At 35.8% G+C, this 25,902-nt stretch carries 20 protein-coding genes; 12 read left to right on the top strand and 8 right to left on the bottom strand.

Features of this window, described 5'->3' with window-relative positions; translation table 11 throughout:
- Positions 1–32: 32 nt before the first annotated feature.
- Positions 33–2,249 (top strand): peptidase domain-containing ABC transporter, encoded by a 2,217-nt coding sequence (locus BZG01_RS19960; RefSeq protein WP_101311609.1) that lies wholly within the window; start codon positions 33–35, stop codon positions 2,247–2,249.
- Complete coding sequence (locus BZG01_RS19955) at positions 2,239–3,579, top strand: HlyD family secretion protein (protein WP_101311608.1); 1,341 nt, start codon at positions 2,239–2,241, stop codon at positions 3,577–3,579. The genes BZG01_RS19960 and BZG01_RS19955 overlap by 11 nt, the downstream gene beginning before the upstream one ends.
- Positions 3,580–3,633: 54 nt before the next feature.
- On the opposite strand, the gene BZG01_RS19950 is transcribed toward BZG01_RS19955, so the two are convergent.
- Positions 3,634–5,328 carry a Na/Pi cotransporter family protein gene (locus BZG01_RS19950; protein ID WP_101311607.1) on the bottom strand — a complete coding sequence of 565 codons (1,695 nt, stop codon included), beginning with the start codon at positions 5,326–5,328 and terminating at the stop codon, positions 3,634–3,636.
- Positions 5,329–5,816: 488 nt separating this feature from the next.
- On the opposite strand from BZG01_RS19950, the gene BZG01_RS19945 reads away from it, so the two are divergent.
- The 6 genes from BZG01_RS19945 to BZG01_RS19920 all read left to right on the top strand — a co-directional run bounded on the left by BZG01_RS19945 (position 5,817) and on the right by BZG01_RS19920 (position 13,355).
- Positions 5,817–8,237, top strand: coding sequence for an efflux RND transporter permease subunit (locus BZG01_RS19945; protein WP_101311606.1), 2,421 nt, complete (start codon positions 5,817–5,819; stop codon positions 8,235–8,237).
- A gap of 152 nt (positions 8,238–8,389) precedes the next feature.
- Positions 8,390–9,364, top strand: coding sequence for a polyprenyl synthetase family protein (locus BZG01_RS19940; RefSeq protein ID WP_101311605.1), 975 nt, complete (start codon positions 8,390–8,392; stop codon positions 9,362–9,364).
- A gap of 93 nt (positions 9,365–9,457) precedes the next feature.
- Positions 9,458–10,969: a F0F1 ATP synthase subunit beta gene (gene atpD / locus BZG01_RS19935; protein WP_101311604.1), complete on the top strand. Its 1,512-nt coding sequence runs from the start codon at positions 9,458–9,460 to the stop codon at positions 10,967–10,969.
- Between the two features lie 107 nt (positions 10,970–11,076).
- The gene (atpC, locus tag BZG01_RS19930) at positions 11,077–11,316 is read left to right on the top strand and encodes an ATP synthase F1 subunit epsilon (protein ID WP_101311603.1); all 240 of its coding nucleotides are present in this window, start codon (positions 11,077–11,079) and stop codon (positions 11,314–11,316) included.
- 210 nt (positions 11,317–11,526) lie between these two features.
- Complete coding sequence (locus BZG01_RS19925; protein WP_101311602.1) at positions 11,527–12,561, top strand: glycosyltransferase family 9 protein; 1,035 nt, start codon at positions 11,527–11,529, stop codon at positions 12,559–12,561.
- Between the two features lie 143 nt (positions 12,562–12,704).
- Positions 12,705–13,355: a glutathione peroxidase gene (locus tag BZG01_RS19920; protein ID WP_281256459.1), complete on the top strand. Its 651-nt coding sequence runs from the start codon at positions 12,705–12,707 to the stop codon at positions 13,353–13,355.
- 92 nt (positions 13,356–13,447) lie between these two features.
- Here BZG01_RS19920 and BZG01_RS19915 read toward each other — a convergent pair whose 3' ends face one another.
- From BZG01_RS19915 to BZG01_RS19885, 7 genes are all read right to left on the bottom strand, one after another.
- Positions 13,448–14,428, bottom strand: a complete 981-nt coding sequence (locus tag BZG01_RS19915; RefSeq protein ID WP_101311601.1) for a GDP-mannose 4,6-dehydratase — start codon at positions 14,426–14,428, stop codon at positions 13,448–13,450.
- 177 nt (positions 14,429–14,605) lie between these two features.
- Positions 14,606–16,273 (bottom strand): ArnT family glycosyltransferase, encoded by a 1,668-nt coding sequence (locus BZG01_RS19910; RefSeq protein WP_101311600.1) that lies wholly within the window; start codon positions 16,271–16,273, stop codon positions 14,606–14,608.
- A 12-nt stretch (positions 16,274–16,285) separates the two neighbouring features.
- The gene (locus BZG01_RS19905; RefSeq protein ID WP_101311599.1) at positions 16,286–16,921 is read right to left on the bottom strand and encodes a lipid-A-disaccharide synthase N-terminal domain-containing protein; all 636 of its coding nucleotides are present in this window, start codon (positions 16,919–16,921) and stop codon (positions 16,286–16,288) included.
- The gene (locus BZG01_RS19900; protein WP_101311598.1) at positions 16,921–17,649 is read right to left on the bottom strand and encodes a glycosyltransferase; all 729 of its coding nucleotides are present in this window, start codon (positions 17,647–17,649) and stop codon (positions 16,921–16,923) included. Before BZG01_RS19900 ends, BZG01_RS19905 begins: the two co-directional genes overlap by 1 nt.
- Before the next feature lie 347 nt (positions 17,650–17,996).
- Positions 17,997–19,907, bottom strand: coding sequence for an LTA synthase family protein (locus BZG01_RS19895; protein WP_101311597.1), 1,911 nt, complete (start codon positions 19,905–19,907; stop codon positions 17,997–17,999).
- A gap of 50 nt (positions 19,908–19,957) precedes the next feature.
- The gene (locus BZG01_RS19890; RefSeq protein ID WP_101311596.1) at positions 19,958–21,214 is read right to left on the bottom strand and encodes a sensor histidine kinase; all 1,257 of its coding nucleotides are present in this window, start codon (positions 21,212–21,214) and stop codon (positions 19,958–19,960) included.
- Positions 21,215–21,217: 3 nt separating this feature from the next.
- The gene (locus BZG01_RS19885; RefSeq protein ID WP_101311595.1) at positions 21,218–21,901 is read right to left on the bottom strand and encodes a response regulator transcription factor; all 684 of its coding nucleotides are present in this window, start codon (positions 21,899–21,901) and stop codon (positions 21,218–21,220) included.
- A gap of 183 nt (positions 21,902–22,084) precedes the next feature.
- Between BZG01_RS19885 and BZG01_RS19880 the strand changes: the two genes are divergently transcribed.
- The 4 genes from BZG01_RS19880 (at position 22,085) to BZG01_RS19860 (ending at position 25,489) form a co-directional block, all read left to right on the top strand.
- Positions 22,085–23,446: a YihY/virulence factor BrkB family protein gene (locus tag BZG01_RS19880; RefSeq protein ID WP_101311594.1), complete on the top strand. Its 1,362-nt coding sequence runs from the start codon at positions 22,085–22,087 to the stop codon at positions 23,444–23,446.
- 252 nt (positions 23,447–23,698) lie between these two features.
- Positions 23,699–23,941 (top strand): zinc-ribbon domain-containing protein, encoded by a 243-nt coding sequence (locus tag BZG01_RS19875; protein ID WP_101311593.1) that lies wholly within the window; start codon positions 23,699–23,701, stop codon positions 23,939–23,941.
- A gap of 62 nt (positions 23,942–24,003) precedes the next feature.
- Positions 24,004–24,789 (top strand): alpha/beta hydrolase, encoded by a 786-nt coding sequence (locus tag BZG01_RS19870; RefSeq protein ID WP_143470965.1) that lies wholly within the window; start codon positions 24,004–24,006, stop codon positions 24,787–24,789.
- A 424-nt stretch (positions 24,790–25,213) separates the two neighbouring features.
- On the top strand, positions 25,214–25,489 hold the full coding sequence (locus BZG01_RS19860; RefSeq protein WP_101311590.1) for a hypothetical protein: 276 nt from the start codon (positions 25,214–25,216) through the stop codon (positions 25,487–25,489).
- Positions 25,490–25,902: the final 413 nt, after the last annotated feature.

The following is a 25,902-nucleotide window of genomic DNA, read 5'->3' as shown; positions in this document are numbered from 1 at the left end:
ACAATAGTAATAATTGATTTAGTCTGGTTTTAATGTATAAATCTTTTCCTTTTTTTCGTCAGCTGGATGTAATGGACTGTGGTCCTACTTGCTTGCGAATGATCGCTAAATTTTATGGGCGATCTTTTACTAACGATTTTCTGCGAGAGAAGACTCAGATAGGTAAAGAGGGTGTTACTTTATTGGGAATAGCTGATGCTGCTGAAAGTATAGGTTTAAAATCTTTAGGTTTAAAAATAAGTTTTGAGCAATTATTGAGTGATATTCCCTTTCCGGCAATTTTATATTGGCAGCCTAAACATTTTGTTGTGATCTTACCTCATTCACGCAGGCAAAGAGCCAAAAAACATCTTAGAATTGCAGATCCCAGAAATGGAATTATTAAACTAACCAAAGAAGAATTTTTAAGAAATTGGATATCAACTACGGAACAAGGAGTAAACAAGGGAGTTGCCTTAGTTCTAGAACCAACTCCTGAATTCTATGAATCAGAATATGACACAGAGGATAAGAAAGCTAAAATAGGGTGGAGTACATTATTGGGATACATAAAAGATTTTAGACTCTATTTCATACAAATTTTATTGGGTTCACTTTTAGGAGCTCTGTTACAGTTGGTTTTTCCATATCTGACTCAAAGTATTGTAGATACTGGTATAAATACGCAAAATCTTAGTTTTATTCAGATTATTTTGGCTGCTCAATTAATGTTGCTATTCTCCCAAACCGTAGTCGAATTTATACGAAGTAGAATTCTTCTTCATATTAGCACGCGCATAAATATCTCTCTTTTGTCTTTTTTTTGGGCCAAACTATTAAAACTACCAATGAAATTCTTTGATAGTAAACACCCCGGAGATATTATTCAGCGTATTAGTGACCATCATCGAATAGAAGAATTTTTGACAGGAACGGCAATTAGTTCTTTGTTTAGTATTATAACATTGATTTTATACTCTTTCGTACTTTATTTTTATGACATTACTGTGTTTTTCATTTTTCTTACAGGTAGTGTATTGTATCTGTTATGGATTCGGCTTTTTTTGAAGTACAGAAGAAAGCTGGACTATAAACGTTTCTCAATTGCTTCTAAAGAAAACAATGCAACAATGCAATTGGTTTATGGAATGCAGGAGATAAAGTTGAATAATGCGGAGAACACTTATCGTTGGGCATGGGAAGGTTTACAGGCAGGTTTATTTAAATTAAAATTCAAAAATTTGTCTCTTGATCAGTATCAGGAAGTTGGTGCATTTTTTATTAACCAGAGCAAGAATATTTTAATCACCTATTTGGTTGCGAAACTAGTTATTGAGGGAAACCTAACCATGGGAGTGATGTTGGCAATTCAATATATTTTAGGACAGCTAAGTAGCCCTATAGAACAATTGATAATTTTTACACAACAAGCACAGAATGCAAAAATTAGTTTAGAAAGGTTAAATGATATTCATTCTTTAGAAGACGAAGAACCAATAAGTAAATTTTTTGATCGAACCTCAGAATTAAATGATAGTATTTCTATGAAGAATTTGTCTTTCACTTATCCGGGAGCAGGGAATGAACCTGTTTTAAAAAATATCAACTTAACAATTCCAAAGGGGAAAGTAACTGCAATAGTAGGTATGAGCGGTTGCGGTAAAACGACTTTAATAAAGCTTTTGTTGCGTTTTTATGATAGTTATAGCGGAGAGATTCAGATTGGAACAACAAATTATAATACCGTTAGTCCGAAGTATTGGAGGAGTATGTGCGGTTCTGTCATGCAGGAAAGTTTTATTTTCAATGATAATATTAGAAAAAATATTACAGTTACGGATAATGTTGTTGATAGTAAGCGATTGCAGGAAGCTTGTAGGATAGCGAATATAGATGAATTTATAGAATCCTTGCCTTTGGGTTTTTATACAAAATTAGGAGCTGAAGGAAAAGGTATAAGTGGTGGACAGAAACAAAGAATTACAATAGCAAGAGCTGTTTATAAGAATCCTAAATATATTTTCTTAGATGAAGCAACAAACTCATTAGATGCCAATAATGAAAAGGAAATATTAGAGAATTTACAGCAGTTTTTTCAAGGAAAAACTGTAGTTGTTGTTGCACATAGACTTAGTACAGTTAAAAATGCAGATAATATAATTGTCCTGGATAAGGGAGAAATTGTAGAAAAAGGGACTCATACTGAGTTAACATCAAAAAGAGGGATGTATTATCAACTTGTAAAAAATCAATTAGAACTTGGAAACTAATCTACCAAAAGTAAATGCTCAGCAATCTCAGAATGGGGCGAATCTAATGATAAATAAGAATTCATTTGCTGAGCACAGTAATGAAATCGAAGAGGTTATTTCATGGAAAGTACCATATATTATTCGGTGGGGTACAGTAATATTATTTTCAATTTTATTGTTTCTGGGAATAATTTGCGGGTTAGTTAAATATCCAGATGTTATTAAAGCTCCTGCAGAACTAACATCAATAAATGCACCTAAATCAGTGCCTGCACTTATCAATGGCAAGATTGTAAAAATAAATGCACAAGAAGGCCAGCAAGTTTATAAGGGTGATATTTTGGGTTTGATGGAATCTACTGCTATACATGAAGAGGTAATGAAACTGTCAGTCATTATTGATTCAATTCAAGTTAAATTGTATGATAATGAATGTGAAGAAATACCTAATATCTTTCAAAATCATTTTTCGCAGCTAGGCGAATTACAGGCTTCATATCAGATATTTTCACAAGCTTTTATAACTTTTAAAAACTACTTGTCAACAGGATTTTATATGGACAAAATGTCTATGTTAAAAAAAGATATGATGCATCTTAAAGAGCTGCATTTAAATTATTCCGAACAAATAGTTTTGCAAAAAGAAGATTTGGAGCTAGCTCAAAAAACGATGGATGCTTACGAGCTGTTAATACAAAAACAAATCATTTCGGACTTAGTTTACAGAGCTGAAAAGAGTAAATTCATTAGTAAAAAAATAGCTCTACCCATAACAGGAACTGAGATTATTAATAATGAGAATAATCAAAATAATAAACAGAAAGAAATAAAGGAGTTGGAAAATACAATTAGTCAACAGCAAATTGTTTTTCAGCAAGCGCTAAATACATTCAAAAGCAAAATAGAATCTTGGAAGAAAGAATATCTGCTTGTAGCACCTTTAGACGGGAAGATTTCTTTTGAAAGTTTTATTCAGGAAAATCAACAATTAACAAATAATCAGGTCGTTTGTTATGTAAATCCGAAAGAATCTTCTTATTTTGCTCAAATCACAATTCCACAGAAAAATTTTGGAAAAGTTGAATTGGGGCAAAAGGTTTTTCTAAAATTCAACTCCTACCCATATGCAGAATTTGGTTCTGTGATTGGAAAAATAAGTTTTATTTCACATATCCCTTCGGAAAAGGGGTATTTAGCAAAGGTTAATTTTATAAATGGATTGAATACCAGTTATAATAAAAAAGTACAGTATCGAGACGGATTAACTGCAAATGCAGAGATAATCACTAAAGACTTGAGTTTGATTCAACGTTTCTATTACTCTATACTACAAAGTATTAATGTGTGAAAATGCAATCTTAAGAATATGTTATTGTTTATTCTTAAGATTGTATTTTTTTAACTACTCTTTTATCTCGTTAAGAGCTTCACTTACATTGATGCAGTAATCACCTATTTTTTCACACTCAGAGAACAGATCGTTGTAGATAATACCAGCTTGGTATTTGTATTTATGTTCCTCAACATTGTTTAAATGTTCTGTTTTTAGGAGAGTTCGGTAATCATTTATTTCACGCTCAATTTCCCAGGCTTTTTTGATTTTTACTTCCGCAAATTCTTTTTTAGTGTTTTCATGCATCACATCAAGAGCTTCGTCAACCAAGGCGAACATATTGTTGATATTATCTCTCAATTCCTGAGGAAACCATGCTTTTTGTTCACGTTTCCTTTTCATTGCTTTGGCGAGGTTAAGAGTTGAATCACCAACACTTTCAATATCACTTACCATTTTAAAATAGGCGCGAACTCTTTCCGAATTTTCAGAACTTAGTCTGGTTTCAGACACTTTAGCAAGAAAGTTGGCAATTTCCACTTCCATATCATCACTTTCATCTTCTCTTTTGTCAATTTTCTCGAAAAGTTTATTGAAAGTTTTATCATTGGTTTCGTTAAATGCCTGCTTGGTATAGCTAAACATTTTCTTCGTGCTTTTTACGTAAGCACTGATTTCTTTTTTAGCTAAAAATAAAGATGCTTCTGGAGTAGAAAGAGTTCCTGTTTTTATGTGCTGAAGTTTGAATTCCTCTTCTACATCTTCACGAACAGGAACCAGTTTGGTAACTACTTTTACTATGAAATTGGCAAACCAAATCAGGATAACAACATTTAGAATATTAAATCCGGTATGAAATAGAGACAAGGAAATAGGTACGGCAGCTGTGTTTGTAAAAGGATTGCCTCCTCCAAGAATAGTCATGTTAACCCAAGCAACCGTTTTTAAGAAAAATGGCAACGCAATCAGCATCCACATAACACCAAAAGTATTAAAGATTAAATGGGCTCTTGCAGCTCTTTTTGCTGAAGTGTTGGCAATCATTGCGGCAAGATTCGCTGTAATAGTAGTACCAATGTTTTCTCCCAGTACCATAGCCGCAGCCATTTCGAAACTAATCCATCCACTATTACACATTACCAAGGTAAGTGCCATGGTAGCTGATGATGATTGAATTAAAATAGTAAGAAGGGTTCCGATAGTCAAAAATAGCAGGGAAGAAGCAAATCCCATGTCCGTATAGCTGGTCAGGAAATTTAGAATCTCAGGATTATTTTTGATATCAGGCATTGAAGTTTTAAGAAATTGCAAGCCAATAAAAAGCAAGGCAAATCCCATAATCAATTCACCCCAATTTTTCTTTGTACGATTTTTTGAAAACAGGAATGGAAGGCCTAAACCTATTAAAGGCAAAGATATTGCACTCATACTAACCTTAAATCCCAAAAGTGAGATTAACCAGGCAGTAACCGTAGTACCGATATTGGCACCCATAATTACTCCTATCGATTCTACCAGCGATAACAATCCGGCATTTACAAAGCTAACTACCATTACAGTTGTTGCTGACGAAGACTGAATAAGGGCAGTAATTAACACGCCGGTCATTACACCTTTAAATCGGTTGGAAGTCATTGCTGCGAGAATGGTTCGCATCTTGTCTCCGGCAACTTGTTGAAGAGCTTCACTCATCAATTTCATTCCATAAAGGAATAAGCCTAAAGACCCTATAAGTGTTAAAATATCGGTCAATCCGTAATTCATAACTTATTTAGTTTATTTGTTTTTCAATAGATTAGTAGCTGTTAAGGCCGCAAAAATAGAAGATATTTGCAAAACCTCTAATTTTTTATCGTGTTAATTGAGTATTAAGAAAAAGTAAAAATAAGCTTAGAAAAATGTTACAATAAAATGGTATCGATATTTTTTATAGATTTTTAACGCTTACTAATTGTTTTGATAGTAAGTTGATTGTGTGCAGGCTTGCATCCGAAAAATTGGGATTCATATTTAATTTTTAATGAAATTTGTGAATAATTGAGATTTAATCATTTAAAACACACTTGTTTTTGGCAATTAATTTGTTAAAAACCAAATGGTTTCATTGAATTTGTATAATTTTGAAGCTTAATACCATTCACAGATGCGTATTAAGATTCTATACAATCATCATCTTTTGATAAAAAGATTATAAGTCGTATTTTCGCCGAAATCTAAAAATAAAAACGAGATCTCTTTAGCAGGATAATAGTATGTGGAACAGAATTGCAGGATTAATTCTTAGGAATAGAATTTTACTTTTAGTGGTAGTTGGACTTATCACAATATTTATGGGGTACAAAGCTCAATTTGTGGAGATGTCCTATCAGTATGCGGCACTTCTGCCTGATGATGACCCTGCATCTGTGGAATATGAGCGTTTTAAAAACACCTTTGGACAAGAAGGAAATGTAATGGTTTTTGCCGTTCAGGATACTGATTTTTATGAACTTGAGAAGTTTAACGATTGGATTGCCTTAGGAGACAGCCTGAAAGCTTTGGATGGAATTGATGCCGTGGTTTCCATTGCACATACCTATAATATCAATAAAAACAGCGAAGCGAAGAGGTTCGAATTTCAAACAATATTCCCAAAGAAACTAAATTCGCAAAAAGAATTAGATAGTCTTGCTCTTATTGCGGAGTCATTGCCATTTTATCAAGGCAGCTTAATAAATAAAGAATCTAATACATTTTTAATGGGAATTACGGTGAACGCCAGAATAATTAATTCGAAAGCGCGTGAGCCAATGGTTGTTAAGGTTCGGGAAATTACTGATAGATTTACTGCCAAATACAATTTGGAAATGAAATACTCGGGACTTCCTTATATTAGGGTAGTTACGGCGCAAATGATTAAAGAGGAGATGAAAATGTTCATTTACCTTTCTCTTCTGGTTACTGCGATTATTTTATTTATGTTTTTCCGCTCTTTTAAAGTGGTTTTCTTTTGTATGTTGGTTGTTGGTTTGAGTGTAATCTGGGCGGTTGGATCAATGGTCTTGTTCGATTACAAAATTACTTTGCTTACCGCAATGTTACCGCCATTGCTGGTGGTAATAGGGATTCCGAATTCCGTTTTTCTTATTAATAAATATCACGGAGAATACATTCGGCACAACAACAAAATAAAAGCTTTGCAACGTGTTGTTTCTAAAATTGGAAATGCAACTTTCTTAACCAATCTTACTACAGCATCAGGTTTTGCTACTTTTATAGTGACTTCCAGTCAGATATTGAAGGAGTTTGGTGTGATTGCGGCCTTAAATATTATGGTGGTTTTTGTCCTTTCATTACTTCTAATCCCAATCATTTTTAGTTTTTTAAATCCTCCGGATCAAAAAGCGACAAGTCATTTAGAAAATAAAATGACAGTGTGGTTTGTGGGCAAATTAGTAAATATTGTATTGAATAGACGGACTGTAGTTTATACAGTAGGTTTTGTTTTGCTTACTTTAGGAGTTTTTGGAATCAGCAAAATGAAAAGCACTGGTTATATGGTTGATGACCTGCCACATGACAATGTAATATTTCAGGATTTAAAGTTCTTCGAAAAGAACATGGATGGAATTATGCCTTTGGAAGTGATGGTAGAAACCAAGAAAAAGGCAGGCATCTTAAAGTTATCAACCTTAAAGCGATTAAATGCTTTTAACGATACATTAAAATCATATCCCGAAATATCATCATCTGTTTCGATTGTTGAGGCGGCAAAATTTGCCAATCAGGCGTATTTCAATGGTAAAGAAAAATACTATGAATTGCCTGGTAATCAGACCCGAAATGTGATTATGTCGTATTTGGCTAAAGCTGATACCGGTGATGATTCCAAATTGTTCAGCACTTTTGTGGATTCCACTCAGTCCATTACCCGGATGAGTTTTCGAATGAAGGACATTGGCACTACCAGAATGGAGGAAATGGAGCAAAGAATTCTTGCCAATGTAAGTGATATTTTTCCTGAGGATCAATATACTGTTCATGTAACAGGATCCAGTATCATCTTTTTTAAAGGGAATAAATATCTGGTAAAGAATCTATTCATAAGTCTTGCTTTGGCAATTTTTCTTATTGCCTCATTCATGGCATGGATGTTTTCTTCCAAAAGAATGGTTGTGGTGGCATTATTGCCAAACCTTTTGCCGTTAATAATTACAGCAGCACTAATGGGCTTTTTCGGTATTCCGATTAAGGCATCAACCATATTGGTGTTTAGCATTGCATTTGGTATTTCCGTTGACGATACCATTCACTATCTTGCTAAATACCGTCAGGAATTAAAAGCAACCAACTGGAGTATTCGATCATCTGTTGTTCTTGCGCTTCGCGAAACCGGGCAAAGTATGATGTACACCTCTATTATTTTGTTTTTCGGTTTCGGCATTTTTGCTTTATCTGATTTTGGAGGAACTGTTTCTTTGGGGATACTGGTGTCGGTAACTTTACTTTCAGCAATGCTCTCCAACTTAATTTTGTTGCCATCATTGTTGCTGACTCTTGAGAAGTTTATTACCAACCGATCGTTCAAAGAACCACTGCTTCAGATTTTCGATGAAGAGGAAGATATTGAACTGGATGATCTTAGAATTGCTCGGATGGAAAACAAAGAGGAAAAAGAAAGCCTTGTGAATTGATTTTTTTATATTTTAGTGAGCTGTTTCTGAAAGCTATTCTATAATTGCCTTTAGCGATTTCTGATTAAAAGCATAAATCTCATTTGAGGTTTTTTTGAGTTCCTGTAAATCGATCTCAGATCTAACTTCTTATATCTAAATTCTATAAAAAAATGTATAGTTTTAATGAACTTCATGAAATTATTGAAAAAGAGATAGATGGACTGGAGTTTTCTGCTCCGCCGGAAGGTCTTTTCGAACCAATGAAATATATATTAGGCATTGGAGGGAAGCGGCTTCGTCCAATTTTAGTTCTGCTGGGTGCTAATTTATACAAGGATGATCTTTCAAAAGTTTGTTTGCCTGCTATCGGCATAGAAATATTTCACAATTTCACACTTTTGCACGATGATGTAATGGACAATGCTCCAATTCGCAGAAACAAGAAAACAGTTCACGAAAAATGGAACAGTAACGTAGCTATTCTTTCTGGTGATGCCATGTCTATTAAGGCATATCAGTATATTGGTTCCTGCGAAGACAAATACCTGCGCGATGTTCTTACTGTGTTTAATCAAACAGCTTTGGAAGTTTGTGAGGGGCAGCAGTTCGATATGGAATTTGAAGATAGAAATGATGTTGAAATTGAAGAGTATTTGAATATGATTCGATTGAAAACAGCAGTTCTATTAGGAGGAAGTCTAAAAATGGGAGCAATAATGGGTGATGCCAGCTCAAAAGATGCTGAGTTATTGTACCATTTTGGTGTGAATCTAGGTATGGCATTCCAACTTCAGGACGATCTTTTAGATGTTTTTGGTGATGAGGCTGTTTTTGGAAAGAAAATTGGTGGTGATATCTTATCCAATAAGAAAACCTTTCTTTTAATTAATGCTCTGGAAACTGCTTCGGGAGATGTCGAAAAAGAATTAAAGTCTTGGATTACAACAAAATCTTTTAATCCGGAAGAAAAAATAAAGGCCGTAGGAACTATTTATGAGCAATTGAATGTTCGTGAATATTCACAGAATAAAATTGAGAATTATTTTGCTTTATGTCTCGAATATCTCGATAAAGTAGATGTTGATGCCGAAAAGAAAAAGGAACTATATTTATTGGTTAAAGGTTTAGTCGATCGTTCCGTTTAAGAATGTTAAAAATTCAGGTTACATTCTCCTTTATTGACAAAAAATTCTAAATTTGTTGTCACGCGATATTAATGATCCAAAAAATTAATGTAAATGTCACAAAATACAGGCAAAATTGTACAGGTTATCGGACCTGTTATCGATGTAAGTTTTGATAAGGAAGGAACCAAGCTTCCTGAAATTTACGATTCTTTAGAGGTCGTGATTGAAAATGGTAAAAATTTGGTTGTTGAGTGTCAGCAGCATATTGGTGAAAATACTGTTCGTGCTATTGCAATGGATTCAACTGACGGTTTGCGTCGGGGAATGGATGTAATTGCAACAGGTTCGCCTATTATGATGCCTCCCGGAGATAAAATTAAAGGTAGATTACTAAATGTTGTTGGGGAAACCATTGATGGAATTGGTTCCGTTAGTAAAGAAGGTGGCTATACAATTCACCGGACTCCTCCGGCATTCGATCAGCTTAGTACAGAATCAGAAGTTTTCTATACTGGTATTAAGGTAATCGACCTTATTGAACCATATGCAAAAGGCGGTAAAATTGGTTTGTTTGGTGGTGCTGGTGTTGGTAAAACAGTATTGATTCAGGAATTAATTAATAACATTGCCATTGGTCAGGACGGTTTATCTGTATTTGCCGGTGTTGGTGAACGTACCCGTGAAGGAAATGACTTGCTTCGTGAAATGATCGAATCAAGGGTTATTCAATACGGAGAAGCGTTTGAAAAAGATATGGAAAAGGGAGGATGGGATCTTTCTTTAGTAGATAAAAAAGCTTTGGATAACTCTCAGGTATCACTTGTTTTTGGTCAGATGAACGAACCACCAGGGGCCCGTGCCCGTGTTGCTCTTTCGGGACTAACTGTTGCGGAAAGTTTGCGGGATGGTGATGAAAAATCGGGTGGACGTGATATTCTTTTCTTTGTAGATAATATATTCCGTTTTACTCAGGCCGGTTCTGAGGTTTCGGCACTGCTTGGCCGTATGCCTTCGGCAGTAGGTTACCAGCCAACCCTGTCAACAGAGATGGGTGTGATGCAGGAAAGAATTACCTCAACAAAAAGAGGTTCAATTACATCGGTTCAGGCGGTTTATGTTCCTGCGGATGACTTGACTGATCCTGCTCCGGCAACAACTTTTGCCCACTTGGATGCAACCACTGTATTGAATCGTAAGATTTCTGAATTAGGAATTTATCCTGCGGTGGATCCATTGGATTCGACTTCCCGTATTCTTACCGTAGATGTTGTTGGTGAGGCCCATTATAAGTGTGCGCAGGATGTAAAGGAAATATTACAGAGATACAAAGAATTGCAGGACATTATTGCGATTTTGGGTATGGAAGAGCTTTCTGAAGAAGATAAATTGGTAGTACACCGCGCTCGTCGTGTACAGCGATTCTTATCACAGCCATTCCACGTTGCTGAGCAATTTACCGGCTTAAAAGGATGTTTGGTTTCTATTGAGGATACCATTAAAGGCTTTAACATGATTATGGATGGTGAAGTTGATCAATATCCGGAAGCTGCTTTTAACCTTGTTGGTACAATTGAACAAGCTATTGAAAAAGGTGAGAAATTACTAGCCGAATCTGAAGGATAAAAGTGCCTTAAGTACTTAAAGTTTTAGATGCCTAAAGTTATTTTGACTTTATTTGAAGCTGTAAGTACTTTGAACTTTAACCTTTAAGTACTTTAAACTTAGAAAATATGCATTTGGAAATTGTTACACCCGAAAAGAGTCTGTATTCCGGAGAAGTTGAACTGGTTCAGTTGCCAGGAAAAAACGGATCTTTTGAAATATTGAAAAACCATGCTCCAATTGTTTCCAGTCTGGAGAAAGGAACGATTAAAATTAAATCAGTTGGAGGTGAAGAAATTTTCTTTGAAATCAACGGAGGTGTTGCTGAATGTAAGAAAAATGTAATTTCAGTATTGGCAGATAACTAGAGAAAATAGAAGTTAGTACAATAGTAATCAGTACCTAATATTGACAATACAACTTATCGTAAAGAGACTTTAGAATTTCTAAAGTCTCTTTTTTTATTGCCAACATTGTGGATTTCCTAACTACTCTTACTATTTTTGTGACTATAATTGTTTAAACAAAAGCTGTAAATTGTCTAGCTGCTAATTGCTCTGTACCAGATACTAGAAAAAATGCCAAAAAAATTCCTGATTATTCGTTTTTCTTCCATAGGTGATATTATTCAATGTATGACAGCTGTTGATGGTATTTTAAACCATTATCCGGATGCTGAAATACATTGGATTGCGAGAAAGGACATGTCTTCTTTTTTGGCCATGGATCAGCGTATCTGTAAAGTTTGGGGATTTGATAGAGGACAGGGATTTAAAGGTCTCTTAAAGCAGGCAAAAGAGCTTAAAAAAGAAAAATTCGACTTCGTTTACGATGCTCACAGCAATATTCGATCGATTGTGCTGAAAACAGTATTGGTACCGCGATGGAAGCGTTGGTTCGGTATTGGATCAAAGTATACCATGCGCAGCAAAGATAGAATCAAAAGAATTTTGTTATTCAAGTTTGGTATTGATCGTTTTCCAATGCCTTTTAAAGGAATGCTTTCGTATCGGAAACCTCTTGAGAAATGGGGGTTAACAGATTATTCAAAGGTCAATGTCAATTGGTATTTTCCTGAAGAGTTAAAGAAGAAAATGGAGGAGAAGGTTTTTTCAAATTTAAAAGGGGAATCATCAAAATTGGTCACTTTGGTTCCTTCTGCAGCCTGGATGATGAAACGCTGGCCAGTCTCTCATTGGCAAAAGTTGGTGCAGCAATTGCCGGATTATCATTTTGTAATTTTAGCCGGACCAGATGATGTGTTCTGCGAAGAGATTGAGGCTGTTGCAAAAGAACGAGTTCTGAACCTTAGCGGAAAAACCAATTTACTGGAATCCTGTTATTTGGTTCAGAAATCGAACTTGGTAATTTCCGGTGATACTGGTTTTTTGCATGCTGCAGATAAGTTTGGTATTCCTGCTTTATCTTTAATGGGGCCAACTGCATTTGGATTTACAACGGGAGAACACATCAAAACCCTTGAGGTGGATATGAAATGCCGGCCATGTACAAAAGATGGCTCAGGGAAGTGTATACAAAAAATTTACCAGCAATGTATGGTAGATATTACTCCGGAATGGGTTGCTCAGGAAGTGATTCAGCGAATGTCCTAAATTATTTTAATCGCTTAACAGATATTTAACATGCTTATTTAAAACAATTAAAAATAAAAGTATATATTTGTATCGCACGCGATGTAAATTGGAATGGATTTTTTCGAAATGCAAAACAAACACAAACGATAAAAATAATCGAAATGAAAAAAATTGCCTTACTGCTGATATTTGCTGTAGGTTTGATGTCTTATCAGACAATAGCACAAACAGAGACAAAGAAAGATTGTAAAAAAGAGAAATGTATGAAAGAAGGATTGTATGGCTTTAAAGCAGCCTCTTTAACTGGTGAGGAAGTTGATTTGAATCAGTATAAAGGAAAAGTTGTTTTGGTTGTTAATACGGCAAGCAAATGCGGTTTAACGCCACAATACAAAGGTTTGGAAGCAATGTATCAGAAATACAAAGACCAGGGATTCGTAATTTTAGGATTTCCGAGCAATCAGTTTCTGGAACAAGAGCCTGGAACATCGGAAGAAATTGCTGCTTTTTGTGAGAAAAACTATGGCGTAAGCTTTCCAATGTTCGAGAAAATTGAAGTTCGTGGGGAAAATGCTCACCCTCTTTATAAAATGCTGACTGAAGAAAAACCGTTTTTAGGTTTTGATGATTCAGAATCAGGACAAAAATTCAAGGGATTTATCAGTGAAAAATTTCCTGAGATTTATGCAGGAAACGGCATCAAATGGAATTTTACCAAATTTATTATCGATAGAAATGGAAAAGTGGTAAAAAGAATTGAACCAAACGTCGCTCCTGAAGATTTTGAAGATGAAATAAAAGGAATGTTATAATTCTGATTGTGGATCAGATAAAATATGAAAAAGAGACTTCAATTAATTTTGGAGTCTCTTTTTTATGTTTTAATTCGGGTATGAAATGATTTCTATTTGTTGTCGAACCAAGTTATAAAGCGTTTAATGCCCTCTTCGAAACTAACTTGCGGATTGTAACCAATCAGTTTTTTTGCACGGGAAATGTCAGCATAGGTTTGTTCCACATCACCTGCCTGCATTGGCAGATGATTGATTTGCGGTTCGCATTTTGCATTTTTTGCGATGATATCAATCATGTCGCGAAGAAGAATTGGATAGCTGTTGCCCAGGTTTATGGTTTCAAAAACCTGTTCGTGATTGAATAGATAATTGCAGCTTTTTACAATTCCCTCCACAGTATCATCAACGAAAGTATAATCTCTTGCCGTAGAACCATCTCCAAACATTGGAATTGGCTGTTCATTTCGGAACAATTTCAGAAATTTATGAATGGCCAGATCGGGTCGCTGACGAGGACCAAAAACAGTGAAAAATCTCATGTTAATGATATCCAAATCGTACAAATGATGGTAGCTGTGGTTTAAAACCTCACAAGATTTTTTTGAGAAAGCATAAGGCGAAATGGCCCGGTCAACATTGTGATTTTCCGAAAAAGGAACGTCTTTGTTGTTGCCGTAAACCGATGAGGAGGAAGCAAAAGCCAGCTTTTTAATTCCCTTTTTTCGCATGAAATCCAATACATTTCGGGTTGCAGTAATATTGCTGTCGATGTATCCTTGCGGATCTTCGATAGAAGGCCGGACTCCTGCCTTGCCTGCCAAATGAACCACCAAATCAATTTGATCTTCGATGATATCCAAACTTGAATCAATCCGTAAATCCAGTTCATGAAATGTATAGGATGAATTCTGAAAAAAAGCATTCATATTTTCTTCTTTTATATTTCTCGGATAAAATGGATCGAAATTATCGATACCAATAACTTTATATCCCAGTAATAGTAATTTTTCAGAAAGATGAGATCCAATAAAACCAGCACATCCGGTTACAAGAATGGTTTTTTCTGTCGATTTATTATTCACAGTTTGCATATCTCCTGACTTATTTTTTTGGATTTGATTCAAAAGAGTGAATCAAAATTAGATAAATCCATATCAATTATCTTCAACAACTTAAGAATTAACTTAAAAGTAAAACAAAGCTATTCTATAATCATGAAAGATGACTGATTTTGCCTGAAATCTTAGTTTTTTTTAACTAATAGTATCCTATTGTTTGATCGTAATAAGGGTCATGTATTTCTGAAAATATGGACTGTAACGTTTATTTCCTTTTGGTTGACGATTGTAATCGTAATGATCGATGGTTTCAAATTCCATATTTTGAAGCTGCAAGTCAGAGAACAATTCCTTAGGATTCTCAGAGGAGAAAACGACAAATGATTTCTCCTTAGGGAATTCAGTTAAGTCTTCAGTATTCCAGGATTTTACTTCTCGGCCCACTTCCCAAACCATTTCAATTCGAAATTGTTCTTTACCAATACTATATAGGTTTAAATCTTTTATTGATTCGATGTTTCGTGCCTCCCGGATATTTTTAAATTCTTTATTTCTGTTTTGTAAGTTACTGGTGTTTGGTAATATAAATACTTCAGTAATTACCATTAAACAAAGCATTCCAATAACAAAGTTTAGAATGTTTTTGTTTTTCCATGCCATCAGCAATAACAGAAAAATTCCTTCGGAAAGAAGAGCAAAACGAACAAATGCGAGCAATGATATTTGCTGATCCTGATAGAAAAAGATAAAAATACCAACAGGCATTACAAGAGCAACAATGGCGATCAGCCAAAGGTTAACTCCAAAAATGAGATTGTCCCATTTGTCAGCCGTTTTGTTTTTAAAAACCTGAAATAAGTGCTGAATTAATTGCCCGGCTAGTAAAGCACTGGGAATTAGCACAGGAAGTAGATATCTGTCTTTTTTTTCAGGTATCAGCGATAGCAGTACAACAGCTGTAATGGTCCAGATTAGTGCAAATTTGTATTCTTTTTTGGCCTCGAATCGTTTAAAGGCATATGGAGAAATCAATGCAGAGAAAATGATCAGTGTCCAGATTCCTGATTGAATAGGGAAATTCCAATAGTAATAAAACGGACGAACATGACGGTTCATCCAAGAGCCGGATTCCAGCTTAGCAATTGCGGCTGCTTCATCAGCGTGAACCAAAGAGATAAAAACAGGCCACCAAAAGCTGATCACAACAAAAATTCCAATGGCTAATAAAAGCGGCTGCCATTTTTGTAGAATTACTTTTCCATCGTATACCCATGAATAGGCAATTAAAAATGGAATTAAAACGGCAAAAAATGCTACGGGTCCTTTACTAAGGAATGATAAACCCAAAAAGATACCGGCACCAATAAATAATTTCCAGTTTTTATTTTCTGTTTTCCAGGCTTTATGAAAAAAGAGAATGGCACCAAGCATAAAGCTATGACAGTAAATATCCCAGGTTCCGGTTCTTCCCATATAAACGATATAGAAACTTGATGCTAAAACGAGACTATTACATAAAGCCGCTATTCTGTTTTTATTTAATGATATGGTGAAGAAATACATCAAAATCACCATTAGGGAACTGACCATTGCCGCCGGAAATCGAAGCATACTTACATTTTCGATTCCAAACCAGCTTCCAAATACTGCAGTAATCCATGTAGGAAGCGGCGGTTTTGCCAAGCGCAATTCTCCGTTCATTGTGGGAACCAGCCAGTTTCCTTTTTCAATCATTTCACGGGCAGTCACAAAGTTTCGTGCTTCCATGATATTCACAAAAAAACTACTGTTGGCAAAGAAGAACGCGAAGTAGCAAACTACTAGCAGAAATAATATATGAACAGAAGTTTTGTTCTCAAACAGATAACGTTGAATCATTTTAAGTTGAGTTTAGTGATCTAACTTGTGAGATTGTTTTCGAATAAGTACGATGTTTCTGCAGTAAACCAACATCCCAAAACCCTGACCAAGAAAAAGAACAGGATCTTTTCGATAGAGAGCATAAGATAAGATCATGATTGATCCGATGATGCTGATGACCCAAAAACCCATAGGAAGTACCGATTCTCCTTTACGTTCAGAGTAGATCCATTGGTAAACAAAACGGAAAGTAAAGGTAATTTGTCCAGCTACCCCCCAAATTAAAAGAAGAGTTGGAATGTCTTCGTTTTTAAATAATTGCTGATAGTGAAATCCCCAGTTTTTTAGCATGAAAGCTAAAACAACAACAGGAGTTATTATGGCAATTAGCCGCGTTAATATGGGCAAGGTTTTCCAATTGTTCTGGATGTGCAGATTTCGGATGTAAATGGAATAAGCAATCACTTGTCCCATAATAATGGCAAAATCATCGCGCAGCAAGCCGTAAATAAACAGCATCCACGAAGCCAAAATACTGATTTGCCAAAATAATACCGGAGATAAGGTTTTTCCGGCTTTTTCAGATTTTACCCACTGCACAATTAACCGCGCTGAAAACAGAGCTTGTGCAAAAAAACCAATGGCGTAAATATATATGCTATCCATTAGTTACGAGAAATAATTTCGTAATTAATGTAACGTTTTTTCATCCAGCGATAAGCGAAACAATCTTTAAAAGGGCCAACCAAACGGTTGAAAAGATGGTATTTGGCTTCGCCTGCAATTCTTGGAAAATGACGTACCGGAATTTGTTTTATTTCACCTTCCTGCAACATGATTAAGGCTGGAATAAAACGGTGCATTCCTGTAAAGAAAGGCATTTTTTTAGCGTAATCGGTTTTCATTATTTTCAACGGACAGCCAGTATCTTCAGCGGTATCCTTAGTCATATAACGGCGAAATCCATTTGCAATTTTTGAGCTCATGTTTTTCACAAAGCTGTCTTTTCGGTTTTGACGAACACCTGTTACCAGAGCAAATTCATTTCGATGTTCCATCAACAAATCAAAATCGAAAGGTGTAGTTTGTAAATCAGAATCAATGTATCCAACAAAAGGTGTGGTTGTGTTATCAAAACCAGCTTTAATGGCTGCACTTAAACCATGATTTTTATTCAATTCCAAATAAGAAAAACGATCAGAATTATTGCAAATATCTTCAATCATTTTTTGACTTCCATCCGATGAACCATCGTTCACAAAAAGTACTTTTGAGGCATATTTTGAGCTTGCAAAGTAGGCTGTAAATTCCTCTTTTACACGCTGCATATTATCTTCCTCGTTAAAAACGGGAACAATGATCGTTAATTCGAATTCTTTTTCTTGCTGGCTCATTAAGTTTTGTTTAACGAATTGGTAGTGGTTATAGCATTGCCATACAAATCACAATACAAATAATACACTTTTTCTAAATATAAATTTTTTCAAAGATATGAATTGAATGTGTACTTTTTGTTTGAAATAAGTAAAAATATAACGGGATGAGATGGTTTCTTTACTCGCAAAAGTGAATTTTTTGCCGGGACTTAAAAAGAGGAAACGGGACATTTTTAAATTTAGGAGCTAATAATACAACCACAGAGGTTGTACTATTAGGGAATCCCTTCATTTTTATTTAGTCTTCTTTAAGGCGTTTCAAAATTAGTTTTGCAGAACAGCGCCAATTTTGGTTATAAGGTTTTTTAGTCTTTAAAAGAATATTTTTTATTGTGAAAAAGATAACTGGCTGTTTGATAGTAAGTAATTGCATTTTTTAATTCGGCCGGATTTATTTGTTCTGCATCCTGTTCTTCTCCGGATATTTTAAAAGATTCGGTTCGTTTTACAGGCAATTGAACAATCAGCTGATCGTTTTGCAACAAGCCAATTTTTTGATATGTGCCAATTAATGCACGGTTTGGTTTCTCGAGCAAAATGTCTTTACCAAAAAATTTGGATGTGTAATCCATATTTAAAAGACCCAGAATAGTCGGAGCAAAATCAATTTGAGAGGCCATTGTATTGTTTTCGGATGGCTGAATAATATTCGGAGCATAAATAATAAGCGGAATGTGGTATTTATTTACCGGAAGAGATGTTTTTCCTGCACTGGAAGCACAATGATCTGCAACAATTACAAAAATAGTATTCTTGAACCATTCGTGATCTTTTGCTTCACGAAGAAATTTAGCAATGGCATAATCAGTATACTTAACAGCACCGTTTCTTCCAGTGTGCGATGGAATATCAATTTTTGAATCAGGATAAGTATAAGGACGATGATTGGATGTTGTCATGATAAAATTATGAAAAGGTTTTCCCTCTTTATAACTGCTGTCGGCCACCTGACATGCTTTCGCAAACAGATCTTCGTCGCAGACACCCCAGGCATTTTCAAATGTAATTTCACTGTCCGGAAAATCTTTTCGATCAACCACATTGTATCCGTTGTTTCCAAAGAAGTAGTTCATGTTATCAAAATAACCGTTTCCGGCATAAATAAAGCTTGAATTATAACCTTTTGAGGTCAATATATTTCCAAGGGTAAACAAACCTTCGTTTTTTGGTCGTTTAACGATCGAAAATCCAGGAGTTGGCGGCAAGGAGAGAGTTAGTGCTTCCATTCCACGAACTGTACGGGTACCAGTAGCATAGAAATTGGTGAAAAAAAGCGATTGCTGAACAATCGTATCCATGTTGGGAGTAATATTGTCTTTTCCGCCAAAACGAGTAAAAAATGACCCGCTCAGACTCTCAACAGTGATCAGCATTACATTGTATTTTTTATCGTCGCCCGGATAAGTAATTTTTCGGCTGACATCGAAAACATCCTCACTTGTAAATTCACTGTTTGATGTTTTTATCAACTTTCGAAGGTTTGTAAAAGCCTCTTTATCATCGATTGATTGATAAAAGGAATTGTAGTTAAGCTCATTGTTTCGAAAGGCTGCGAAAATCTGATAAATTCCGTTGTGAGCCAGCTCATTGGAGTATGTGTTTTTAGTTATTTCTGCTGAACTTTTATTGATTGTGTAAAATGCAGCAAGAGGGAACATCCACAAAATAACACAGGTGGTAAGACGCTTAACAAATCGGGATTCTGAATGGATACTATGGTCGAAATTCTTTTTAACCAAAGCAAAGATTCCTCCTGAAACCAATAACATACCTAATAGGATAGCAGGCATTGGGTAAGACTCCCGAATATTGGAAATAACTTCGTGAGTGTAAACCAGATAGTCAACAGCTATAAAGTTGTATCGCACACTAAACTCTTCCCAAAAAAACCATTCGCCAATTCCCGAAAAAACTAGAATTCCAATTGTTACAATAAAAAACACATAAGAAATCCAGCGATGGATTTTGGAGTTAAATATTTTATCAGGAACAAACAGCAGATAGATTGTAAAAGGAATGATAAAGTAGGAAATGGTTACCAGATCGTAAAATATGCCTATGCTGTAAATTTGGATAAACCGAATAAAGCTAAGATCAACATTTTGCAAATCAGTAATTAATAGAATGGTGCGGATCAGGAATGAGATTGCAAGGAAAATAAAACCAAACAAAATAAGACCACCAAACCGACTGCGCAGGATATTTTTGAACTTCATATTTTATAAATTAATACGAGCCAAAAAAACAACCTGATTCTAACAAAAAACTAACAATTCTGTAATTTGAATGTAAATAAGTGTTTAAAATCCTTAAATGAATAATCGATATCAATTTTATAATGGTCTGCTATTTTTTTTACAATAGCCAAACCAATTCCTGTTGATCCAACATTTTGGCTTTCCGTATAAAACCGATTAAAGATCATTTCGGGTTGGTTAATGGCTTGTTCACCCGAATTGGCAATTGTAAAATAATCTTTTGCCAGATAAATCGATATTTCTTCACCATTCTTACTGTGTTTTATGGCATTTACAAGAACATTCTGAATCAATAAGTTGGCTAATCTTTTGTCCATTAACAATTGGCAGTTGTCTGCAGCAGAAAGAGAAACCAGTAGGTTTCTATCTTGTATTACATCCTGAAATGAATTGATCCAATAGTTGAAAATTTGATTCAGTGAGACATGATCTCTCTCATTGAATTGTTCGTGGTCAATTTTTGCAAGCAAGAGCAGTGCTTTCGAAATGCCTGAAAGTTTATCTGCAGAAAGATATATTTCCCGTATTGTGTCGATTGTTTTTTCATCTAAATTGGAGTCGGAGAATAAGTTTTCACATTTATTTCGGATAGCAGCAAGAGGAGTTTGAAGTTCGTGGGCAGCATTGGCAGAGAATTCCTTAGTTGCTGTGTAATCCTTTTCCAAACGACCCGACATCATGGAAAGCACCTGGTTTAAATCATCAAACTCATTAATTCCGGTAGCTGTCAATTCCAATTTTGATGGAGGAGTAAAAGAATAAGATTTTATTTTCTCAATATTGTCATTAAAAGTTTTCCACAGCGAGGTATTTAACCGACGTGTAAATAGCAGTAAGCCGATAAAAATCAATAATAGTACACTGGATATCAGAGAAGTGAAAATTGTGAGAATATCATCGAATTCCATCAGCATTTGCCGTGTTGTAATTCGATAATGTTTGTTACTAATTGATTGATAGGTTGTGAATTCCCTGTAGGGAGTTAGTTTATTCTGGTACAAGTCCAAAATCAATGTGTCCTTCTCAGTATTCGTTTTAATTTCTGAGGAAGAAATGGGAGTAATTATGTCGGTAGGGTAAATGCTCTGAAATTCTGCTTTTTCTTTAAGTACCTCAAAAATTTCTTTAGCTTCAAGCCTTAATTGCTGGTCAATTTCTTCTTTTAAAAAGTAATTGCTCATGGCAATAATTACCACATCAGCTATTAGAAATACCAGAATACCATATTTGAAATAGGATCTGTTAATCTTAGTTAATAGTTTCATTTTTTAAGGATTATCTAATTTATAGCCAAACCCATGAACAGTTTTGATGTAATTTTCTCCGGTATGATTTTTGATTTTTTTTCGGAGCCGGTTGATGTGTGTGTAAATAAAATCGGAGTTATCCATAAAAATCGGATTTTCGCCCCACACATGTTCAAATAAACTCTCTTTAGTAAGAACTCTATTTTTATTTTCGATAAAATACAGCAGTAAATCAAATTCTTTTCGGCTAAAATCTACTTGTTCGTTCCTGATTCTCACTTGATGGGAACGGGTATCAATTTCCAATTCGCCAAAGCTTAATACCTGATTTTCTGCTTGAAAGTTTCTCCGCACAAGTGCATTGATTCGAGCATTGAGTTCGGAAAGATGAAATGGTTTTACTAAATAATCATCAGCACCTAAATTTAGACCATCAACCCGGTCCTCCAGCTTATCGCGGGCCGAAATGATAATCACACCCGTATCGGACCAAATTGATTTGATAAAAGAGATGCAATCCAATCCTTCACCATCTGGAAGTCCCAAATCAAGAAGTACAATGTGGAAAAATTTTTTATCGAAAAGAGATTTGCCGTCCTTAATCAGCTCCGCACAAGTACATTGAAATCCACAACTTGAAAGATAATCAGCTAAGATCTTTTGCAGCGAAAGGTCATCTTCAATAATTAGAATTTCTTTTTTCATGATGATGAGAGATAAGAAGTAAACTTAGTTTTTACAAACTTAAAAAAAGGGAAGAAGATTTCTTAATAGAAAAAGATTTTTTGTTTTTTTGAATCAATCAAATGGCAGGATTTTGAAATTATTGGTAAATCTTTGCCTTTTATGTAAATTCGAACTCATAAATCAGCTGCTAAAAAACAAAAAATGAAGAGTCTTCGTAATTATTTCGATATCGTAATGAATTTTTTGAGTCGTGGAGTATGGAACATGCGCTTAAAAGAATTGTCCGGTCCCCGTTATTTTTTAATTCGGCAATTACGGATTTACCTTTTGGCTATTAAAGGCTTTTACGAAGACAAATGTCAATTGAGGGCATCTGCCTTAACTTTTTACTCCATTTTATCGGTGGTGCCTGTCTTGGCTATGGGTTTTGGAATTGCCAAAGGATTCGATTTGGAAGAAAAGTTAGAGAAGGAGCTTATCGCCAATCTTTCAGGTCAGGAAGAAGTTTTGAACTGGCTGATTGAGTTCGCGAACAAGATGCTGATCAATACAAAAGGATCATTGGTAGCGGGATTGGGATTTGTTATCCTGTTTTGGTCGGTATTAAAGGTTTTAACCAATATCGAGGAATCATTTAACGACGTTTGGCGAATAAAGAAAGGGAGAACCTGGGGGCGCAGATTCAGTGATTACACTGCGATCATGATTTTTGCACCCATTTTACTGATTGGTTCCAGCGGTGCAACAGTTTTCTTAAAAACCATGATTAAACAGGTAACCCAAGGCAATACGTTAATGGAGGCAGTTGGGCCGTATCTCAGCTTTCTGATTAATTTAACTCCTTATTTTTTGGTTTGGACTTTATTTACCATGCTGTACACTTTTATGCCGAATACGCATGTGAAATTTAAATCGGGTTTGCTGGCGGGAGTTATTGCCGGTACAATTTATCAAATATTTCAGGTTTTATACATCGAGTTTCAGGGGATGGTTACAACCTATAATGCTGTTTACGGTAGTTTTGCCGCCTTGCCGCTGTTTTTAATGTGGTTGCAGATGAGTTGGTTGGTAGTTTTGCTGGGCGCAGAAATTTCGTTTGCCGAGCAAAATGTTGAAAATTACGAGTACGAAACAGAAACCTCCAAAATAGCATACGACTACAAACGCTTGTTAAGCATATATGTTCTGCATTTAATTATCCATAATTTTAAAAAAGATCAGGTGCCAATGCTTTCTCAGGATATTTCTCATCGATTACAGATGCCTATCCGTTTGGTACGGGAAATTCTTTTTGATTTGATAAATGCCAGATTGGTAGCAGAATTAGTAACGGATACAGACAAACAAATTGCATACCATCCGGCTTTTGATATCAATACCATGTCGGTAAACAAAGTGATTGATATTTTGGAGAGTACAGGATCCGATAAGATTCCTGTTTTGGAGACCGAGACATATATCGAACTAAAATCTATTTTGCAGGACTACCGGAATTCAGTTTCGTCGAGTCAGCAAGAGACACTGTTGAAGGATATTGATTTGGACAAGGAGTTTACCGCATAGTACCCAAAGAATACCAGAGTGGCTATTTGCTTTTTTTCTCCCTCTCCTTGCAGGAGAGGGCTGGGGTGAGGTTTTACAAGAATCCGATGAAATGTCCCGCTTCCGGAGTTCTCCCTTTTTTGCAGAGATACCTGGCAGGCAAAGGCGTGTTCTAAATATTATTTTGCAGACTTGCTGTATTGTTTGCATCAAATATTATCTTGTGACAATTATCTCAAACACTTAAAGGGCTCTAAATAAAAAAACAAAAATATGATCTTCATTTTCGGAGCCAACGATAAAATAGTAAAACAGCAGCAATGCTATAATCAGGAGCATTGTTACCATTGTAACAACACCACAAAATGGATATTGGAAAAGAACGCCACTTATGCCAGTTTGTTCTTTATATCCGTATTCCCAATAAAAACCCGATACATTCACTACTGTCCGATTTGTAAAAACGGAAATCAATTGAACGAAGACGAGTACAATTGGAAAAAGAATGCCCATTGATTTTCAAGCAGGGTATTCCTACATTTAATCATCTGTTAGTAAAAACACTAAACTTAAAATTGATGAAAAATATTCTTTTACTACTTTTCGCTTTAAGCTTGGTATTGGCATCGTGCAATCCGGCTTCTAAAAAAGCCGAAACACCCGTTTCCGAAATACAGGAACAAGCCGGATACCCTGAATTGGTTGAGTTTGAATCTTTGGATTCATTGATAATTAGCGCTCACTTGTATCAGATCGATGAAACATCTCCGTATATTCTACTTTGCCATCAGGCCCGGTTCAACAAATTTGAATATGCCGGTATTGCCGAACGATTAAACGAGATGGGTTTTAACTGTCTGGCAATTGATCAACGTTCGGGCGGCCCCATTGGCAATACTCAGAACGAAACCTATTTAAGAGCTCTTAAAGCGGCAAAAGGAGTCGATTATCTGGATGCTGAAGCAGACATTACAGCAGCCATCGATTATTTGACTCAGGAATACAGCTCGAAAGTAATCTTGTGGGGATCTTCCTATTCCTCAACACTGGCATTGTATATCGCAGCCAAACGAGAGGATGTAAGCGCGGTTATCTCTTTTAGTCCGGGTGATTATCTGGCCGAAACCAAAGGCTCATTAGCCGATGTATTGGAAGATTTTAACAAGCCCATGTTTCTAACCAGTTCGAACAGCGAGGCAAAAAGAGTGACCGATTTGCTCGCAAAGCATAAATTACTCGAAAAACAGGTTCAGTTTGTTCCCGAAGGAGCCGGACACCATGGTTCCCGTGCTTTGTGGAAAAATCAGCAAGGCGGAGAAGAGTATTGGGTGGCCATAACCGGTTTCTTAAATCAACTGAAATAAAACAGGCTGGCAGAGTGGTGTTTGTTCAGAAGCAAGTATCAAGTAACTAGTATCAAGTAACAAGTAACAAGTATCAAGTAACAAGTAACAAGTATCAAGTAAAAAAAAGAGTCTAATGCTTTCTTTCCGGACTTTGTATTTTGTTTGTGAATACTGAGCCTGAAGGGCTCGAATATAATAGCCTGGGGTAAATGAGCGAAGCGATTTCCACCCCAGGTATTTTGATGTATAGTGGACTCGTCGCAGGTAAAAATTTGAATAAAGGAGGCGTTCCCACATGCGACGAAAATGCAATGCGATTCATAAATACAGTATCAAGTCCTAAGTATCAAGTAAAAAAAGAGTCCAATGCTTTCTTTCCGAACTTTGTATTTTGTTTGTGAATACTGAGCCTGAAGGGCTCGAATATAATAGCCTGGGGTAAATGAGCGAAGCGATTTCCACCCCAGGTATTTTGACGAATAGTGGACTCGTCGCAGGTAAAAATTTGAATAAAGGAGGCGTTTCCACATGCGACGAAAATGCAATGCGATTCATAAATCAAGTATCAAGTCCTAAGTATCAAGTAAAAAAGAGTCTAGTGCTTTCTTTCCGAAATTCTCCTTTTTTAAGGGGAGATGCCGGCAGGCAGAGGGGTGTTTTTCTTGGCGAATGCAAATTTGCCATTCTTGTATTACCCCAAACCCCTAAAGGGGCTTAAGGGAAGCTACTATTGATTCAAATTCGTACAGACAAGTCCCCTGTAGGGGATTTAGGGGTATTCAACAGCAAGCAAAAAAAGAGCAAACCCGCCCAGGTTTGCTCTTCTTAGTATGTCGGGCATGGTAACGTGCTATCAAGATGAAACGTTCTTGAGTTCGCCGAGTTGACAGGAAGAACTAGCAATTGGCAAGGGTGTTGGGGGCGACCCCAAATCTGAAGGAAGCCATCAGCAAAGTCATCGTTCTAACGAACAGAAACTTGATATAAGGCTTATTAGTGTGGGTAACCGAGCTATGGATTGGGAAAACCCAAAAGTCAACCGTAACCACTAAGAGTAAATCAAGTAGGACGTGACGAAAGTACGTTATCTTATCCCGAGAGATCTCATAACCTGTTGTCCAAAACAACAAA

Origin of the sequence: Labilibaculum manganireducens, assembly GCF_002843385.1 — a bacterium.
Lineage (GTDB): Bacteria > Bacteroidota > Bacteroidia > Bacteroidales > Marinifilaceae > Labilibaculum > Labilibaculum manganireducens.
Note: the sequence above shows the minus strand (reverse complement) of the source record. Positions and strands in the feature narration are given on the sequence as shown.

Coding starts and splice junctions, on each gene's coding strand:
- BZG01_RS19890 (WP_101311596.1), bottom strand. CDS start 21,214: ATGAAACTATTAACTAAGATTAACAGATCCTATTTCAAATATGGTATT.
- BZG01_RS19910 (WP_101311600.1), bottom strand. CDS start 16,273: ATGATTCAACGTTATCTGTTTGAGAACAAAACTTCTGTTCATATATTA.
- BZG01_RS19945 (WP_101311606.1), top strand. CDS start 5,817: ATGTGGAACAGAATTGCAGGATTAATTCTTAGGAATAGAATTTTACTT.
- BZG01_RS19895 (WP_101311597.1), bottom strand. CDS start 19,907: ATGAAGTTCAAAAATATCCTGCGCAGTCGGTTTGGTGGTCTTATTTTG.
- atpD (WP_101311604.1), top strand. CDS start 9,458: ATGTCACAAAATACAGGCAAAATTGTACAGGTTATCGGACCTGTTATC.
- BZG01_RS19875 (WP_101311593.1), top strand. CDS start 23,699: ATGATCTTCATTTTCGGAGCCAACGATAAAATAGTAAAACAGCAGCAA.
- BZG01_RS19925 (WP_101311602.1), top strand. CDS start 11,527: ATGCCAAAAAAATTCCTGATTATTCGTTTTTCTTCCATAGGTGATATT.
- BZG01_RS19960 (WP_101311609.1), top strand. CDS start 33: ATGTATAAATCTTTTCCTTTTTTTCGTCAGCTGGATGTAATGGACTGT.
- BZG01_RS19915 (WP_101311601.1), bottom strand. CDS start 14,428: ATGCAAACTGTGAATAATAAATCGACAGAAAAAACCATTCTTGTAACC.
- BZG01_RS19905 (WP_101311599.1), bottom strand. CDS start 16,921: ATGGATAGCATATATATTTACGCCATTGGTTTTTTTGCACAAGCTCTG.
- BZG01_RS19940 (WP_101311605.1), top strand. CDS start 8,390: ATGTATAGTTTTAATGAACTTCATGAAATTATTGAAAAAGAGATAGAT.
- atpC (WP_101311603.1), top strand. CDS start 11,077: ATGCATTTGGAAATTGTTACACCCGAAAAGAGTCTGTATTCCGGAGAA.
- BZG01_RS19880 (WP_101311594.1), top strand. CDS start 22,085: ATGAAGAGTCTTCGTAATTATTTCGATATCGTAATGAATTTTTTGAGT.
- BZG01_RS19860 (WP_101311590.1), top strand. CDS start 25,214: ATGAGCGAAGCGATTTCCACCCCAGGTATTTTGACGAATAGTGGACTC.
- BZG01_RS19900 (WP_101311598.1), bottom strand. CDS start 17,649: ATGAGCCAGCAAGAAAAAGAATTCGAATTAACGATCATTGTTCCCGTT.
- BZG01_RS19950 (WP_101311607.1), bottom strand. CDS start 5,328: ATGAATTACGGATTGACCGATATTTTAACACTTATAGGGTCTTTAGGC.
- BZG01_RS19920 (WP_281256459.1), top strand. CDS start 12,705: ATGAAAAAAATTGCCTTACTGCTGATATTTGCTGTAGGTTTGATGTCT.
- BZG01_RS19885 (WP_101311595.1), bottom strand. CDS start 21,901: ATGAAAAAAGAAATTCTAATTATTGAAGATGACCTTTCGCTGCAAAAG.
- BZG01_RS19870 (WP_143470965.1), top strand. CDS start 24,004: ATGAAAAATATTCTTTTACTACTTTTCGCTTTAAGCTTGGTATTGGCA.